This window comes from Massilia sp. Root418, from assembly GCF_001425265.1.
In the GTDB taxonomy this organism is placed as follows: domain Bacteria; phylum Pseudomonadota; class Gammaproteobacteria; order Burkholderiales; family Burkholderiaceae_D; genus Rugamonas.
Window position 1 is genome coordinate 669486 of sequence record NZ_LMEC01000020.1, and the last position, 17841, is coordinate 687326.

8 protein-coding genes are annotated in these 17841 nt (G+C 66.4%); 5 read left to right on the forward strand and 3 right to left on the reverse strand.

The genetic code is table 11. The annotated features are described in order from the left end of the window. Positions 1-19: 19 nt before the first annotated feature. From ASC94_RS15385 to ASC94_RS15395, 3 genes are read left to right on the forward strand one after another with little or no spacing between them, the layout of a single operon-like run. Positions 20-1219, forward strand: coding sequence for a glycoside hydrolase family 88 protein (locus ASC94_RS15385; protein ID WP_056396391.1), 1200 nt, complete (start codon positions 20-22; stop codon positions 1217-1219). Positions 1220-1229: 10 nt separating this feature from the next. After that, complete coding sequence (locus ASC94_RS15390) at positions 1230-2057, forward strand: hypothetical protein (protein WP_056396394.1); 828 nt, start codon at positions 1230-1232, stop codon at positions 2055-2057. Positions 2058-2079: 22 nt separating this feature from the next. After that, positions 2080-3114 carry a family 43 glycosylhydrolase gene (locus ASC94_RS15395; protein WP_056396399.1) on the forward strand — a complete coding sequence of 345 codons (1035 nt, stop codon included), beginning with the start codon at positions 2080-2082 and terminating at the stop codon, positions 3112-3114. Positions 3115-3132: 18 nt separating this feature from the next. On the opposite strand, the gene ASC94_RS15400 is transcribed toward ASC94_RS15395, so the two are convergent. From ASC94_RS15400 to ASC94_RS15410, 3 genes are all read right to left on the reverse strand, one after another. Beyond that, on the reverse strand, positions 3133-4227 hold the full coding sequence (locus ASC94_RS15400; protein WP_082616554.1) for a LacI family DNA-binding transcriptional regulator: 1095 nt from the start codon (positions 4225-4227) through the stop codon (positions 3133-3135). 51 nt (positions 4228-4278) lie between these two features. Further along, on the reverse strand, positions 4279-7422 hold the full coding sequence (locus ASC94_RS15405) for a glycoside hydrolase family 2 TIM barrel-domain containing protein (RefSeq protein ID WP_056396403.1): 3144 nt from the start codon (positions 7420-7422) through the stop codon (positions 4279-4281). A gap of 84 nt (positions 7423-7506) precedes the next feature. Next, complete coding sequence (locus tag ASC94_RS15410; protein ID WP_056396407.1) at positions 7507-10443, reverse strand: TonB-dependent receptor; 2937 nt, start codon at positions 10441-10443, stop codon at positions 7507-7509. 271 nt (positions 10444-10714) lie between these two features. Between ASC94_RS15410 and ASC94_RS15415 the strand changes: the two genes are divergently transcribed. Both ASC94_RS15415 and ASC94_RS15420 read left to right on the forward strand, forming a co-directional pair. Further along, positions 10715-12895: a LamG-like jellyroll fold domain-containing protein gene (locus ASC94_RS15415; RefSeq protein ID WP_056396410.1), complete on the forward strand. Its 2181-nt coding sequence runs from the start codon at positions 10715-10717 to the stop codon at positions 12893-12895. Positions 12896-13107: 212 nt separating this feature from the next. Then, positions 13108-17841, forward strand: a complete 4734-nt coding sequence (locus ASC94_RS15420) for a discoidin domain-containing protein (RefSeq protein WP_162251427.1) — start codon at positions 13108-13110, stop codon at positions 17839-17841.

The following is a 17841-nucleotide window of genomic DNA, read 5'->3' on the forward strand; positions in this document are numbered from 1 at the left end:
CCGCAACAAGGAGCAAAGCATGTCCCCATCCCTCAACCCGGCCGTAATGGAGGCGCTGTCCGGCGCCCTGCCGCGCCACTGGGAAGCCCAGCCCGGCCAGGCGGCGCTGCAGCAAGCCATCGCGCATGTGCTGGCCGCGATCGACCGCAACCTGGAACACTTCGGCGCGGACTTCCCGGCGCCGTCCAGCACCAACTCGGTCTATCCCACCATCGGCAACATCGAATGGACCAACGGCTTCTGGACCGGCATGCTGTGGCTGGCCTACGAAGTGAGCGGCAAGCCGCACTACCGCGCCGCAGCCGAGGAACACGTGCGCAGCTTCCATGCGCGCCAGGCGCAGCGTATCAACACCAACCACCACGACCTGGGCTTCCTGTACAGCTTATCCTGCATCGCGGCGCACAAGCTCACCGGCAGCGCACTGGCGGCCGAAGCGGCCATGGGCGCCGCGCGCCTGCTGCTGGAGCGCTACATGGAACGCGCCGGCATCATCCAGGCCTGGGGCGACCTGAACGACCCCGAGCAGGCCGGCCGCATGATCATCGACTGCAACCTGAACCTGCCGCTGCTGTACTGGGCGGCAGAGCACAGCGGCGAGCGCGCCTTCTCCGACGCGGCCAACCGCCATATCGAGGCCGCCGCGCGCCACATCGTGCGCGCCGACGGCTCCACCTTCCACACCTTCTTCTTCGACCCGGCCACCGGCCTGCCGCGCCACGGCAAGACCCACCAGGGCTTTGCCGACGACTCCTGCTGGTCGCGCGGGCAGGCCTGGGGCATCTCCGGCTTCCCGCTGGTGAGCCGCCACAACGGCGACACGCGCCTGCTGGACCTGTCCAAGGTGGTGGCCAACTACTTCCTGAACCGGCTGCCGGAGGACGGCATCTGCTACTGGGACCTGATCTTCACTACCGGCCCGGAGGAACGCGACAGCTCCGCCGCCGCCATCGCGGCCAGCGGCCTGCTGGAGCTGGCGCGCCAGCTGCCGCAGGATGATCCGCTGCGCGCCGCCTACCAGCGCGCCGCCGGCGGCATGGTGCAGGAACTGTCCAGCCGCTACCTGATCACCGACGGCGCACCCGGCAGCGGCCTGCTGAAGCACGCCGTGTACCACAAGCCGCAGCGCATGGGCGTGGACGAGTGCTGCATCTGGGGCGATTATTTTTATTTCGAAGCGCTGGTGCGCCTGACGCGCGACTGGCAACCATACTGGTAAGGACCACGGCATGACACTGCAACACCAATTCCTGGCAATCGACGAAGGCCGCCAGCGGCTGCACCTGATCGACACCCGCGACGCCGCCGCCGGCTGGAGCCGCAGCCTGGCGGACTTTGCGCTGGCGCGCGACCTGCAGCGCATCGGCCCGGACCGGGCCCTGGTCGGCTTTGAGCGCGGCTTCTTCGAGCTGGCCATCTCCAGCGGCGAAGTGCTGCGCGTGTGCGACCGCTGGATGGGCGTCACCGCCGCCTGCCGCCTGGACAACGGCGACACGCTGGTGACCGGCGTGGATCTGGATTTCGGCAAGAACGGCATCAACGTGCTGACGCTGGACAGCGACCTGGTGCAGACCGCGTCCGCACGCCGCGAAGGCGACTATGTGCGCCTGATGCGCCCCGCCGGCGCCGGCTACCTGCTGTGCACCAACGACCATATCCTGGAAACGGACCAGGGCCTGAACGAACTCCGCAAGCTGGCCGCGCCCGGCTTCGAGCACGCCTGGAAGGCGCAGCGCACGGCCGACGGCGGCACCTTGGTCTCGGCCGGCTACGGCGCCTTCATGGCGCGCTTCGACGCGCAAGGCCGGCTGGCCTCTACCTTCGGCGGCGCGGCGCAGCTGCCGGCGGCGATGCGGGAGGAAGTGGCGCCCTTCTTCTACGCTACCTTCCAGGTGCTGGACAACGGCCACGTGGTGGTCGCCAACTGGCAGGGCCACGGCCCGGACAACGGCGCCAAAGGCCGCCAGCTGCTGGAGTTCGACGCGGCCGGCACGCTGCTGGGCAGCTGGTCCGACGCGGACAAGCTGTCCTCGCTGCAGGGCATACTGGTGCTATGAACGGCAGCGGCACGGAGACCACATGATCAAGCATGCATTACCGCGCGCGCTGGCCGTGCTCGGACTGGCGCTGGCCGCCGGCGCCGGCAGCGCCGCCGCCGTCGAATTCGACAATCCCCTGCTGCCGCAGCGCGCCGATCCGCACGTGCAGCTGCAAGCCGACGGCAACTACTACTTCACCGCCACCGCGCCCGAATATGACCGCATCGAACTGCGCCGTACGCGCGACCTGAACGCCCTGCGCTCGGCGGAGACCAAAGTGGTGTGGCGCAAGCACGCGGCCGGGCCGATGAGCCACCACATCTGGGCGCCTGAACTGCACCGCATCGGCGGCAAGTGGTATATCTACTTCTCTGCCGGCCGCGCCGACGCGCACTGGGACATCCGTCCCTATGTGCTGGAAAACGCCGCGGACGATCCGATGACCGGGGAATGGAAAGAGCTGGGCCGCATCGACACCGGCTGGGACAGTTTCTCGCTGGACGCCACCATCTTCGAGCACAGGGGCAGGCGCTACTTCGTCTGGGTGCAATGCTGCCGCACGCCGGACGAGCCGATGAACACCAGCATCTACATGGCGGAAATGCGTTCGCCGTCCGCCATCACCGGCAAGACCGTGCTGCTGACGCGGCCCGAGTACGCCTGGGAGAAGGTCAAGCACGCGGTGAACGAAGCGCCGGCGGTGCTGGCCAGGAACGGCAAGGTCTTCCTCACCTATTCCGCCAGCGCCACCGACGCCAACTACGCGCTCGGCATGCTGACGGCGGACGCCGGCGCCGACCTGCTGGATCCGGCCTCCTGGAAGAAGTCACCCGAGCCGGTGTTCAAGTCCAGCGCGGCCAACAGCCAGTACGGCCCGGGCCACAACAGCTTCACCACCACGCCGGACGGCAAGACCGACATCCTGGTCTACCACGCGCGCAGCTACCGCGACATCCAGGGCGATCCGCTGTACGACCCGAACCGCCACACGCGCGCGCAGGTCATCAACTGGAAAGCCGACGGCAGCCCGGACTTCGGCGAGCCCGTGCCGGACCGGCGCAAGGCCTTGGACTGATGCGCCGATGCAGGCCGCTCAGGCGGCCGGGTTAGCCGCCGACTCGCGCGTAACCAGCGTAAACGGCAGCAGCTTGTGCTGCACCACGGCCGGCTCGCCCGCGCGGCGGCGCCGGATCTGTTCCACCAGCAGGTCCACGGCGGCGCGCGCCATGTCGCCGATGGGCTGGTGGATGGTGGTCAGCTCCGGCCACACCGTGGTCGCCACCGGCGTATCGTCGAAGCCGCAGATGGTGAGCTGCTCCGGCACCAGCAGGTGCATACCGTGCGCCACTGCCATGGCGCCTGCCGCCATGTCGTCGTTGCTGGCGAAGATGGCGGTCGGGCGGGTGGGCTGCGCCAGCAACTGGCGCGCCGCGTCGAGGCCGGAACGGTAGGTAAACAGGCCGGGAGCCACGCGCTCCGGGCGCACCGGCAGGCCCGCCTCGGTCATCGCGTCCTCGTAGGCCTTGTAGCGCAGCTGGGCCGGCGTGTGCTTCGGGTCGCCCTGGATGAAGGCGATGTCCGTGTGCCCCAACGACAGCAAATGCCGCATCATGGCGTAAGCGCCTTGATAGTCGTCGATGCGCACGGCGGACACGCTGGCCACCGGACGGCCGGTTGCAATAGCCACGGTGGGCATGCCGATTTCATCGAGCTGCTTGAGGGCCGAGCGGGAATCGCACAGCGGCGGCGGCACCAGGATGCCGTCCGCCCCGCTGGCGATCAGTTTGGCGATCGCGCTGCGCTGGCTGCGCAGGTCTTCGCAGCGCTCCAGGATCAGCTGCCCGCCGCTCTGGCTGCACTGGTCCATGGCGCCGACCAGGAAGGCGCTCATATAGGCCGAGCTGGGATTGCTGTACAACAAGCCGATACCGAGGGTGCCGATACGCGCCGCGCGGGCCGCCGTGTTGACCTGGTAGTTCAGCGACTCGATCGCCGCCGTCACCTTTTCCCGCGTGATGTCGGAGACGTGGGTATTGCCGTTCATGACGCGGGACACCGTCATGGCGGATACGCCTGCAACGCGGGCCACATCGTAGATGGTGGCGCCGCTGCTGCCGCGTTCAACGCGCCCGGCCTGTTTGGCAGGGATAGCTTGCGCTGGTTTAGCTTTTTTAGCTGCTTGTGCCATTGTCCCTTGTTGCGCTATTGGTAGGAAGGCTACTATTATAGCCCCCCTGCGTCATTTAAAGCTGCCCGGCGTGACCGTAAAACTGTAGCTGGCCGGCGCCAGTTTGATGCGGTACTTCTGGTGCGCGCGGCCGTCCAGGCTCCAGCCCGTATCGCCGCCCACGCCGGCCTGCGCCAGGTCCACCAGCAGCGAACCGTCGCCGTGCGGCGCAATCTCGGAACTCTTCCACGCGCCGCGCGGACGCAGGTACAGGTCCTCGTAGGGGAAGGCCAGCGCGTTCACCGACAGCGGCTGCGCGCCCTCCACTTTCAGGCCCTTGCCCTGTTCGTCCAGCAGCGCCAGCCAGCGCACGCCGGTCTTGTTGCCGCTTTCCTGCGGACGGATATAGCCGTGGTACTGGTCCGCCAGCTTGCCCTCGTACAGGCCAAGCGGATAGCCGGTGTAGCGGTCGGCATAGGATTCCTGCGGGCCGCGGCCGTACCACTTCACCTGCGCCAGCTGCGCCGGCTGGTTGAAGCGCAAGCCCAGGCGCAGCGGGTCCGGCAGGTCGTCGCGCAGCGGCGTGAAGGCGGCCTTCACGCGCAGCGCGCCGCCGGCCGACAGCGCGTACTCGGTTTCCCAGTGCGCCGCGCCGGCGCCGAAGCTGTACAGCACCTTCACGCTGTGCGCGCCCACCGTCACCGCGCGCACGTTGCGCTCCTCCGTGAATTTCTTCCACACCGCGTGGCTCTTCTCCACGCCGGTGCCTTCGTCGTTGTCGTTCAGGCCGCGCCAGAAGTTCGGCGTGCCGCCGCTCAGCAGCGGCTGGCCGGCGGCGCTGTAGTTCACCTTGCCGGTCAGCGCGTCGATCTTCAGTTCGGCGCCTGCCGCCGAGATGGTGATGGCGTCGCCGCTGCGCACCGGCTTGGCCAGGGCGGTGGCATGGGCAGCGCCGGCACCCGGCGCCAGCACGAATTGCGACCAGCCGGCCACGCTGTGCGCCGCCACGCCCGGCGTGGACGCGCCCTTGTAGCGCGCCTGCACCGTCAGCACCGACTCCACGCCGGCCGCACGCTTGAGCATGGGCAGCTTGATCGGCAAGGTCTGCCTGCCGCCTGCCGCCACGCGCACGCCGTCCAGCATACCGCGCGCCACCGGCACGCCGTCATTGGCGATGGTCCAGGCGAATTCCAGCTCCGACAGGTCCTTGAAGTCGTAGCGGTTCACCACCGTGATCTTGCCGGACTTGGGATCGCCCTCGAACACCACCGGCGAATACACCTTCTGCAGTTCATAGTATTCCGGGTCCGGCGTGCGGTCCGAGCGCACCACGCCGTCGCCCACCACGCTGTTGTCGCCGTGCGAGGGGTTGACGTCGAAGCCGGAAGCCCAGTAGCTGCGGCCCTTCTCGTCCCTGGCGTAGACGCTCTGGTCCACCCAGTCCCACACGAAGCCGCCCTGCAGCTTCTTATGCGCGCGGATCACCTGCCAGTAGTCTTCCAGGTTGCCCAGCGAATTGCCCATGGCGTGCGCGTACTCGCACTGTATCATCGGCTGCTTGTAGCGCGGATCCTGCGCGTAGTCGGCCATCTTCTCGATATCGTCGTACATCGGCGCATAGATGTCGACGTAGTCGTTGGGCTTGTGCTCCTCGCCCAGCGTGCCGTGGCCCAGGTAGCTCACCAGGCGGGTCGGGTCGTTCTGCCGTATCCACTGGGCGGCGTTCTCGAAATTTGGGCCGGTGCCGGCCTCGTTCCCCAGCGACCAGAAAATGACGGAGGGATGGTTGCGGTCGCGCTGCACCATGCGCGACACGCGGTCCAGGTGGGCCGCCTTCCAGTGCGCCTTGTAGCCCAGCTGGATGGCCTCGCGCTTGCCGGGGCCGGCCTTGTCGCCCGCTTCCATGTAGCCGTGGGTTTCAATGTTGGCCTCGTCGAACACGTACATGCCGTATTCGTCGGCCAGGTCGTACCAGCGCGGATCGTTCGGGTAGTGCGAAGTGCGCACCGCGTTCACGTTGGCCTGCTTCATCAGCTCCATGTCCTTGCGCATGGACTCCATCGACAGGACGCGATAGGTGACGGGATCGTGCTCGTGGCGGTTCACGCCCTTGATCATCACGCGCTTGCCGTTCACCTGCACTTCGCCGCCCTTGATCTCCACGGTGCGAAAGCCGATGCGGCGCGAGGTGGCCGAGATCAGCGCGCCGTCGGCGCCCTTGTACTCCACCACCATGCGGTACAGGTTCGGCGTCTCGGCCGACCAGGCTTTCACGTTGCGGATCACGCCCTTGACCGGTTCGGCGCGGCCGTCCGCCACCGCGCCCCTGCCGGTCAGCACGGCGCGTTCGCCGTCGTACACGGTGACGGCGATTTCGCCCTTGGCCGGCAGGCCGGCCATGTCGGCCTGCAGCGAGAATTCGCCGTCCGCATAGCGCTGCTTGTCGAGCAGCGCCGTCACGCTGAAGTCGCGCAGGCGCGATTTCGGCTCGGCATAGACGTACACGCTGCGCTCGATGCCGGACAGGCGCCAGAAGTCCTGGTCTTCCAGGTAGGAGCCGTCGGCCCAGCGGTACACCTCGATGGCGATGGTGTTTTTGCCCGGCTTGACGTAGCGGCTCAGTTCAAACTCGGACGGCAGCTTGGAGTCTTCCGAGTAGCCCACCTTCTGGCCGTTCACCCACACGTAGTAGGCCGCGCCGGCCGCGCCGATGTGCAGGAACACGTCGCGCCCGTCCCAGTTGGCCGGCACCTCGAAGTCGCGCCGGTAGGAGCCCACTTCGTTCATGCCGTGCGGGATGAAGGGTTCGTTCATCGGGAACGGGTACTGGATGTTGGTGAACACCGGCAGGCCGAACTCCTTGCCCTTCCCCTGCGCCTGTATCATGCCCGGCACCTGGATGGACTTCCAGCCGCTGACGTCGAAGCCCGGCTCGTAGAAGCGCGCCGGACGCACGTCCGGATTGGGCGAATAGGCGAAGGCCCAGGCGCCGTCCAGCGAACGGTAGTACTTCGACGCCGCCATGTCCCCCCGAATCGCCTGCTCGCGCGTTTCGAAGTTGAAGAAGGTGGTCTTCATCGGCTCGCGGTTCACCGCGAACACTTCGGGCTGCTCCCACTCGGCGGCCTGCGCAGGCGGCTGCGCCGCAGCGAGCGGCGCCAGGGAGGAAATCAGCATGAGAACGGCAAGGGAGATCGGGCTCGGTTTCTTGGACATGGATTCTTATTCAGTAAGTTCAAGTAAAGAATGGATGGAGGGCCGCAGCCGTCCATCCATTCGCGCGCTCAGCAAGTCAGGATATCACTGACCGAACTTGTAGCGCAGGGCCAGGCTGTAGGTGCGGCCGTTGCCGTAATGCTGCAGCTCGATGCCGGTCTTGTGGTCTGGCTCGCCGATATAGCGGTGCAGCGCCTTGTTGGTGATGTTGTTCGCGTTGAACGACAAGGTCAGGTTGTCGGCGATCTCGTAGTTGATCGAACCGTCCAGGATGCCGTAGGCGTCGATCGAGCGGCTGTCGATCGGGTTGACCGCCACGTCGTTAAACAGCGACATCGAACGCCACGTGTAGACCAGGCGGCCCGACAGCTTCTTGTCCTCGTACATGCCGGAAATGCTGTAGTTGTGCTTGGACTGGAAAGGCTGCGGCATGCTCACCACGCGCGGCGCGGCGGCGGTGCCGAAGTTGATCGGGTTGGAGGTCTTCACGTAGGTGTAGGAGCCGGCCACGCCGAAGTTCTTCAGGATGCCTTCGGCGCCGTCGAAGAAGAACTGGCCCGCCACTTCCACGCCGCGCGCGTAGCCTTTCTCGGCATTCACGCGCTTGCTGACCGCATACTGGCCGCCGGTGCAACCGTTGCCTGGGCCGCTGTAGGGACCGGCCACCGCAGGGTCCAGCGTCTGGCAGGAGATCAGCGAGTTGAAGAAGCCGTCGATCTCCTTGTCGAACACGGCAAGCGAGGCGTAGTTGGTCTTGCTGAAGTAGTGTTCCAGCGAGATGTCGTAGCTGTCTGCCACCAGCGGACGCAGTTCGGAATTACCGACGTTGGCCGTGCCGTTGGAGGTGTTCACGCCGCTGATGGACGGATTCAGGTCGCCCAGGCCGGCACGGGTCATGCCGCGGCCGTAGGCAAAGCGCACCAGCTGCTCCTTGCTGATGTCATAGGAGGCGTTAAACGACGGCAGCGCGTTGGTGTAGTTGGTCTTGCCCACCACGTCCACCAGGGAACCGTTCAGGGCCGGGGCGCGCGCCACGGCGGTGCCGGTGGTGCGCACCACGCGCACGCCGACGTTACCTTTCAGGCGGTCGTCCATCGCGGAGAATTCGCCCACCAGGTAGCCGGCCAGCGTGTTCTCTTCGATGAAGCGGCGCTCGCCGGCGAGTTCAGGATAGGCGCCGTCCGGGGCGATGCCCGCTTTCGGGAAGGCGGTCTGCACGCCGTTGCCCAGCAGGGCGTCCGGCGAGTACACCGCGAAGCCGCCCGCATAGCCGGCCTTGCCGTCCATGAAGTTGGTGGGCGCCTGCTGGATCACGCCCGGCATGGAGGCGGCGTTGATGGCGTTCGAGCGGTTGGCCGTCAGCGGCAGGCCGTCGGTGGTCAGCGGTTTGCCGACGAAGCGGTAGTTCTTGTACAGGCTCTCCATGTGGGCGTAGCGGGTGCCGAACTTGAGCTTGTTGAACGGACCCGCGTCCAGGCTGTAGGTGCCGCTCAGGGCGGTGGCGTGGCCACTGTCGTCCCAGCGCTGGTTGGTGCCGTTGTCATAGGAACGGAACACGAAGTTGGACGGGTCGCCCAGGTCCGGACCGGTGAAGGTCAGCTGGTGCGGCGCGCCGTCGGCGATGCGGTTGGTGGACCACAGCTTGCCCGGGGCCGAATCCATCATCACGGAGCGGTTGTCCTGGGTCTTGTCGGATTTGATGTAGGAGAAGTCGGCCTTCAGCGACAGGTCCGCAGTCGGGCTCCACTCCACGCCGGCCGCGCCGACCCAGGTGGTGTACGGGGTGTGCTCGTCGCCGCCCAGGCTGGTGACGGCCGAGTTCAGGAAGCTGCCGCTCAGCACGCGCTTGTTGACCAGCACGTCGTCGCTGCCGCCGTTGATGTTGCGGTTGGCCAGCGTTTCGGTGTAGTTGAACGGCGTGGTCTGCAGGTTCTGCACGTTGCCGCCGTCCACCGAGTTCAGGCCGCGGTAGTTCTGGTGGTACAGGTAGTACAGGTAGTTGGCTTCGCCGTAGAAACGCAGGGTGTTGCTGACGCGGTAGTCCGCCGCCAGGTTCAGGCCCTTGCGCTCGCGCATGATGGTTTCCTGGAACACGTTGCTGGTCAGGCCGGTGCCCGACATGACATTGCCGGCCTGCTCGGCGGTCAGGCCCGCCACGTTGGGCAGGTTCGCGCCGGTGGTGCCGACATTGTCCAGGAAGCTGACGTCGTTGCGGCCCACATACGCGGACATCGGCAGGAAGGGGCTGTTGGCCGTGTTGGCGGCGGCACGGCTGGCGTATTCGGCGCTGTCGGCGCGCACCGCGCGTTTCAGGCTGCCGCCACGGTTGGCCGGGTTGTTGTCCGAGCGGCCGGTGCTCTTCTGGTAGACCGCCGCGCCCATCACGCCGATGCGGCTGCCGCCGCCCAGGTCGAAGCGGTTGGCGCCCATGATGAACAGTTCGGGATCGGTCTTCTTGGCCAGGTCGTTGTTGCGCACGCTGAGCGAGGCCGCGACGGTCGGGCCCTTGAAATCGCTGGGGTTGCGGTTGCGGATGTTCACCAGGCCGCCGATGCCGCCCTCGATGTGTTCGGCCGACGGATTCTTGTACACGTCGACGCCGGCAATCATGCCTGGAATCGCGCTTTCGATATTGAATTCGCGGCCGCCGGCCGTGTTGAATGCGCGGCCGTTGATTTGCGATGCGGTCTGGTTGCTCAGGCCGCGGATGGTCAGGCCGGAACCGGCGCCCACCGGCGAAGCACCCTCGCCGCCGTAGCGGTAGCCCTGCACGCCGGGGATGCGGGTCAGCGTCTCGGCCACGTTCAGGTCCGGCAGTTTGCCGATGTCTTCGGCGGTGATCGAGTCCACCACTTCCATCGTGTCGCGCTTGATGGCCACCGAGGAACGGGCGCTGGCACGGATGCCGGTCACCACCACGGTGTTGTCCTGGGCCAGCGCGCACGGCGCCACAAACAGGCCTTGCGCCACCGCCAGGGCCATGGCGGAAATCGGCAGGGAGTGCTTCAGTTGCTTGTTCATTTCTGTCTCCATTTATTCTCGTTTCGCGCTTTACAGCGCGTGCTTGCTTCGATCAGTCCCTCGTTGCTTGGTCCAACCCCTGCTACCGGATGCTGCAAGTTATCGATAACAGAAACGATGGTAGCACAGAAAATTTTGGGCAGCTATCTCAAATCGGTATGCATTTTTTGTGAAATGCTATACGTGATTCCGCAACCGCCTACCTAGAATGACCTGGCGCAGCAACGCGCGCCACAAAATGTTATCGATAACAAATCCACAGGAGACAAAGATGACGAAACAGGAAAACGCCCCCCGCCACACCGCCCCGCAGCGCGAGGCGGACAGCCTTTCGCGCCGCACCTTCCTCTACAGCCTGGGCGCCCTGGCGCTGGCCGGCTGCGGCGGCTCCGCCTTCGATGCGCAGCCGCAGGCGGCCTCCCCGCGCCTGCTGGCCGGCAGCGGCGGCTTTATCCATCCAGGCCTGTTGCACACGCAGGCTGACTTCAACCGGATGATGCAAAAGTACAACACCCAGCCCTGGAAAGGCAGCTGGGACAAGCTGATCGCCAACTCCCACGCCCAGTTGTCCTACGTCGCCTCGCCCCAGGCCGTGGTCTACCGCGGCGACGACGGCGTGCATCCGCAGAACTACAGCAAGCTGTTCAACGACGTGGCCGCCGCCTACGCCTGCGCGCTGCGCTGGAAGATCTCCGGCGACAGCGCCTACGCCGACAAGTCGGTGCAGATCATGAACGCCTGGTCGTCCACGCTCACCGGCATCAGCGGCACCACCGATTCCCAGCTGGCGGCCGGCATCTACGGCTACGAATTCGCCAACGCGGGCGAGATCATGCGCACCTACAGCGGCTGGGCGGCCGCCGACTTCACCCGCTTCCAGGGCATGATGCGCAACATCTTCTATCCGATCAATCACGACTTCCTGGTCCGCCACAACAACACCGAGGTCACGCACTACTGGGCTAACTGGGACGTGTGCAACATGGCCTCCATCATGGCCATCGGCGTGCTGTGCGACGAGCAGGCGCTGTTCGACGAAGCCGTGACTTATTTCAAGAGCGGCGCGGGCAACGGCGCTATCGGCCAGGCGGTCTACTATGTACACCCCGGCTACCTGGGCCAATGGCAGGAGTCCGGCCGCGACCAGGGCCACAACACGCTCGGCATCGCGTTGATGGGGGCCATGTGCGAGATGGCCTGGAACCAGGGCGTGGACCTGTACGGCTACGACAACAACCGCTTCCTGATGGCGGCCGAATACGTGGCCAAGGCCAACCTGATCGAATCCGGCACCACCTATTACACGGTGCCCTACGTCACCTACGACAACGTGGACAATGTGAACCAGACCGCGTTCGCCACCGCCGGCATCGGCAACCAGCGGCCCTGCTGGGCGCTGGTGTACAACCACTATGTGAACCGCAAGGGCCTGGCCGCACCGTGGTCCAAGCAGTTTGCGCTGCTGGTCCAGCCCGAGGGCGGCGGCTCCGGCTCCACCAGCGGCGGCTACGACCAGCTGGGCTACGGCACCCTCACCTGCGGCCTGGACCCGATTGCCGCCGGCGCGGCGCCCAGCGGCCTCACCGCCTACGTCAGCGGCGGCGCGGTGGTGCTGTCCTGGTGGGGCAGCGCCTACGCCACCGGCTATACCGTCAAGCGCGCCAGCGTGGCCGGGGGGCCCTACACCACGGTGGCCAGCAACATCACCGGCCTGCTCAGCTACACCGACAGCGGCCTGGCTGCCGGCAGCTATTACTACGTGGTCACCGCCGCCACGCCAGCCGGCACCAGCGCGCCGTCCAACGAGGCGCGCGCCATTACCGGCACGCCGCTGCACACCTACCTGCCCTTCGACGCAGCCAACGGCACCAGCGCGGCCGACGCCAGCGGCAACAACCATCCCGGCACCCTGGCCGGCGGCGCCAGCTGGGGCGCGGGCAAGAAGGCCAATGCCGTCTCGCTGGACGGCAGCAGCGGCTACGTGAGCCTGCCGGCCGGCCTGATGAGCGACGTGGGCGACTTCACCATCGCCGCCTGGGTCTACTGGAACGCGGCGCGCACCTGGGAGCGCATCTTCGACTTCGGCTCCGGCGTCGGCGACTACATGATGCTGACCGCGCGCGCCGGCACCGGCAAGCTGCGTTTCGCCATGACCGTCAACGGCGGCAACGGCGAGCGCGCCGTCGACGGCGCCGCCGCCCTGCCCACGGGGCAGTGGGTGCACGTGGCGGTCACGCTGTCCGGACGAAACGCCACGCTGTACGTGAACGGCGCCGTCTCGGGCAGCAACGCGGACATGTTCCTGGCCCCGTTCCGCCTGGGCGCCACCAGCCAGAACTGGATCGGCCGTTCGCAATATCCCGACCCCTACTTCAACGGCAAGATCGACGACTTCCGCATCTACCGGGGCGCGCTGAGCGCCACGGCGGTGGCCGCGCTGATGACCGCGTGAACGCCGAGAGTTATCGATAACGATTACTGAACCGTTGCAGGCCGCTAAAAATGGCATACGTCAGGCCTGCAACAATTGGATAGAATTGGCGGGCAGCTCAACGCACACAGATGCGTTTTTTATCGGCTACGTTTGTTATCGATAACACAATAGTCGCAATGCCTGCGAATTTGTTTCACCCACAACAACTTATAACGAGACAGGGAAGCACAATGAACAGAGTTGAATCTCGGGGCGCGCCCACGCCCACCCGCATCGCCGCCATGCTGTTTTCTCTCGGTCTGATCAGCAGCTTGCTGCCGCAAGGCGCCTGCGCGGCCGACACCATCGCAACGCTGGCCACCGCCTACCAGCCCGCCATCAACGAAACCATCGACGCCAGCGGCTTCAAGCACCCGGGCGTTGGCCTGACCAAGGACATGCTGGAAAACGTGCGGGCCCAGGTGCTGGCGCAGAAGGAGCCTTGGAACACGCACTTCAACGCCATGCTGCTGTCCTCCGCCGCGTCCAGGACCGTGGTCTCCAGCAACCAGGGCAGCGACCCGACCAAGCCGGGCAGCCTGGCCTTCAGCAGCCAGGGATTCAACTCGAAGTTCATCGCGGACGGCCTGAAAGCCTACACCCAGGCCCTGCTCTACTACATCACCGGCGACGAGACCTACCGTGCCAACACCATGCGCATCCTGCGCATCTGGGCGCAGATGGACCCGGCGCAGTACGTCTATTTCGTAGACTCCCACATCCACACCGGCATACCGCTGAGCCGCATGGTGGCAGCCGCCGAAATCATGCGCTACACCAGTTGCCAGACCGCGGCGCTGGAATGGACCGCGCAGGACACGGCCAGCTTCTCCACCAACCTGATCAACCCGGTCATCGAGACCTTCCAGCACACCAACTACCGCTTCATGAACCAGCACCTTTATCCGCTGCTGGGCGCCATGTCGGGCTACATCTTCACCGGCAACCGGCCGCGCTACAACGAGGGCGTGGAATGGTTCACGGTGAACCGCACGGCCGAGGACCAGGGCCAGAACGGCGCCATCAAGGCGCTGTTCCGCCTGGTGGAGAAGAACGACCTGACCGGCGAAGCCGTGACCCCGGTGGTGCAGCACGTGGAAATGGGCCGCGACCAGGCCCACGGCGGCGGCGACATCACCAACGCCGGCATCCTGGCGCGCCTGCTCAACGCGCAGGACACCAAGGTCGATCCGGCCACCGGCACCGCCTCCACCGCGGCGGACGCGGTCGGCCCCTACGAATTCCTGAACGACCGCATCCTGGACGCGGCCGACTTCTTCGGCCGCTACATGACCGGCTACGACACGCCGTGGGTGCCGACCGCCTCGCACACGGACGCCAACGGCGTGCCCACCGTGGTGTACCGCGAGATTGCGGGCGGCTACCGGGGCCGCATGTTCTCCAGTCTGTGGGAACCCTACTACTATTACAAGTACGTGAAGGGCGTGGACATCGCCCAGCGCGCGCCCTACCTGAGCCACATGTTCGCGCTGCGCACCAGCTACAACTGGGACGGCGTGGACGGCGGCGGCGACTACTGGCTCTTCATCCCGCCGGCAGCGGCGGACGCCGAAGGCGGCCAGCTGCTGGTCAAGCCGATCGCCGAACCTTACCGCGAAGTGGAAGACCGTTTCACGGTACTGGAAGGCGACGTGACGGCCATGCAGGACGAAACCGCGTCCTTCTTGCAGATTAATACCACGGCAGCCGGCGCCAGGCTGGCCGTGGTCGGCTACGGCAACAGCTCGAAAAGCATCGCCTTCAAGATCCGCACCAACGGCGTGGCGTCGCTGGAAACGTTCGACGAAACCGTGGCGCTGCCGGACACCAAGGGCCAGTGGCGCTACATCAATTACACGCTGGACGCCTACCACGGCCTGAGCGACGTGCAGTACCTCACCATCAAGGGCGCCGGCACCCGCGTCGACATCGACCACATCAACGTCCAGGGCGGCAGCTTCACTCCGCCCGTGTTCACCGAGGGCGACGCCGACCTGAGCCTGGTCACGTACGCCAGCTCCAGCGCCGCCATCAACCACAGCTTCGCCGCCACCGACGCCGGCGCGGGCGACGTGCTGACCTACCAGGTGGACAACCTGCCGGCCGGCGCCAGCTTCGACACCGCCACCGGCGCCTTCTCCTGGCTGCCGGCGCAGGCCGGCACCTACTCCTTCATCATCACCACCTCGGACGGCACCACCGTCACCAGCAAGGTGGTGAAGATCACCGTGACGGCCGACCGCCAGTCCGCCATCGCCGCCGTGAACGCGGCCTTCAAGGCCGGCACGCTGTACGTGGCCTCCACGCTGGACACCTACAACGCGGCCTACGCCGACACCGTCACGGCGTCCGGCAGCGCGAACGACGCGCTGTTCCAGCAAAAGCTGGCGGCGCTGAACACCGCCGTGCAGGGCCTGCAGGAGCTGACCCCGCTGCTGGCCGACGGCAGCATGAACTACCGTAATATGTTCATCACCTCCACCTTCGGCACGGCCGTTCCGCTGCTGATGGACAACACGCCGACCAGCTGGTCCACCGCGCCGGGCACCTATGCGCCCAACCTGGCCCACATCATGGACTTCGGCCCGGACTTCAAGGCCTCGGCATCGTCCTTCCAGATGCAGGTGCGCGCCAGCTTCCCGGAACGCATCGGCGGCGTGGCCATGTTCGGCTCCGACGACAACGAGAACTGGACCCGCCTGACGCCGGGCCTGACCGTCATCTCCGACGACATGCAGACCCTGCCCGTGCAGGACGACCTGAAAGACCGGCGCTTCCGCTTCTTCAAGCTGCAGATGGTGCAGCCGACCTACGCCATCCTGGAAGTGGGCGAGTTCCGCATTTTCGGCCAGCGTTATGAGACGGTAAACAAGATCAGCGCCGTGTCCATCAGCTCCGCGCAAAGCCTGAAGAAGCGCATCGTGCCGGGCAACACGGTGAAGCTGAACTTCCAGTCGCGGGAGGCGATCAACAGCGTCAACGTGCTGGTGCAGGGCCAGCCGGCCACTGTGACCAGCGCGGACAACCTGAACTGGACCGCCACCTGGGTGGCGACCGCCAATGCGCCGGCCGGCGCCGTCAAGTTCGTCATCAACTACAAGACGGCGGCCGGTGTTAACGCCGAGCCCACCCTGTTCACCACCGACGACAGCGCCCTGTTTATCTCGGACCAGACCGGCCTGATCGACCCGCTCAGCCTGGCCAGCCTGAGCGACTCCAGCGGCAGGAACCAGACCGACGTGCTGGCCCAGGCCAACCTGCTCCTGGACAGCAACCTGGGCACCTTCACCGACTTCCGCGTCAGCGGCTCGGGCAACGGCGGCTGGCTCAAGTTCGACTTCAAGGGCGGCGGCCAGGCCACCCTGAACCGGGTGGAAGTGATCGGCCGCCAGGACCAGTACGCGGGCCGCATCAACGGCACCGTGGTGCAGGGCTCGAACGACAACGCCACCTGGGACACCCTCACCCCGGCCACGAACGGCTCGTCGGACTGGCAAACGCTGAAGATCAGCAGCCTGCAGCCCTACCGCTACATCCGCGTGGTTAACGGCAACGCCTGGTACGGCAATATGTCCGAGCTGCGCCTGTACGGCGCGGTGGAATCGGTGAACATGATCTCCACCGCGTCCATCTCCTCGGCGCAGGCGCTGCGCACCCGCGTCGTGCCGGGCAACACCGTCAAGGTGGCGTTCACGGCCAAGGAAGCCATCAACAACGTCAGCGCCACCATCCAGGGCGTGCCGGCCACCGTGGCCACCACCGACAACGTCAACTACACCGCCACTGCCGTGCTGCCGCAAGGTGCGCCGGCTGGCCCGGTGGGCTTCGCCATCAACTACAAGACCAGCACCGGCAAGGACGGCTACCCGAACACGGCCACCACCGACGGCACCTTGCTGACGCTGGTGGACGAGGCCGACGTGATCAAGAACGTGACCGGCATCGCCACGCTGATCGATTCCACCGTTGGGCGCTCGGCGGCCAGCACGCTGTCCATCACCAATACGCTGTTCGACGCCAACCTGGGCACCAGCTCGGACTACCGCACCGGCAGCAGCAACTCGGGTGTGGGCAGCTACATCACCTTCGACTTCAAGGCCGGCAACCAGGCCACGCTGACCGGCGTGGAGCTGGCGGCCCGGCAGGACCAGGCAGCGCGCGCCAAAGGCACCGTGGTGCAAGGCTCGAACGACAACGCCAGCTGGACCACGCTGACCCCGTCGGCCGTGACGACGCAGGACTGGCAGACCCTGGCCGTGACAGGCGGCGTGCCCTTCCGCTACATCCGCGTCTACAACGGCGGCACCTGGTACGGCAACCTGGCCGAAGTGCGCTTCCACGGCACCGTGCAGGGGGCGGACACCACGGCGCCCACCACCACCAGCAACGCGCCCACGGCGCCGGTGAACCAGGACACCACCGTCAGCTTCAGCGCCACCGATACCGGTTCCGGCGTGGCCGCCACCTACTACAAGGTGAACGGCGGCGTGCAGCAGACCGGCGCCTCGGTGCTGCTGGCGGCGGGCGCCAGCTACACGCTCAGCTACTGGAGCGTGGACAAGGCCGGCAACGTGGAGGCGGCACGCACGCAGACCGTGAAAATCGGCCCGCCGGACGTGAGCGCAGGCGTGCAGATGACGCAGCAGGGCGCCACCCTGAACCGCGCCACCGGCAAGTACGTGGGCAGCGTCACGGTGGCCAACACCAGCGGCGCCGCGCTGGGCGGCCCGCTGCAGCTCAAGCTGAACGGCCTCACCGCCGGCCTCACGCTGGACAACGCCAGCGGCACGGACGGCGGCGCGCCCTACGTCACCCTGGCCGGCCCGCTGAACGCCGGCGCCACCGTCAGCGTGCCGCTCACCTTCACCAATCCCGCCCGCAGCGTGGTGGCGTACACGCCCGCGCTCTACAAGGGCAGCTTCTAA

Bases quoted from the DNA above. Each gene is read 5' to 3' on its own strand.
- ASC94_RS15410 (WP_056396407.1), bottom strand. From the start codon at position 10,443: ATGAACAAGCAACTGAAGCACTCCCTGCCGATTTCCGCCATGGCCCTG.
- ASC94_RS15405 (WP_056396403.1), bottom strand. From the start codon at position 7,422: ATGTCCAAGAAACCGAGCCCGATCTCCCTTGCCGTTCTCATGCTGATT.
- ASC94_RS15395 (WP_056396399.1), top strand. From the start codon at position 2,080: ATGATCAAGCATGCATTACCGCGCGCGCTGGCCGTGCTCGGACTGGCG.
- ASC94_RS15415 (WP_056396410.1), top strand. From the start codon at position 10,715: ATGACGAAACAGGAAAACGCCCCCCGCCACACCGCCCCGCAGCGCGAG.
- ASC94_RS15390 (WP_056396394.1), top strand. From the start codon at position 1,230: ATGACACTGCAACACCAATTCCTGGCAATCGACGAAGGCCGCCAGCGG.
- ASC94_RS15420 (WP_162251427.1), top strand. From the start codon at position 13,108: ATGAACAGAGTTGAATCTCGGGGCGCGCCCACGCCCACCCGCATCGCC.
- ASC94_RS15385 (WP_056396391.1), top strand. From the start codon at position 20: ATGTCCCCATCCCTCAACCCGGCCGTAATGGAGGCGCTGTCCGGCGCC.
- ASC94_RS15400 (WP_082616554.1), bottom strand. From the start codon at position 4,227: ATGGCACAAGCAGCTAAAAAAGCTAAACCAGCGCAAGCTATCCCTGCC.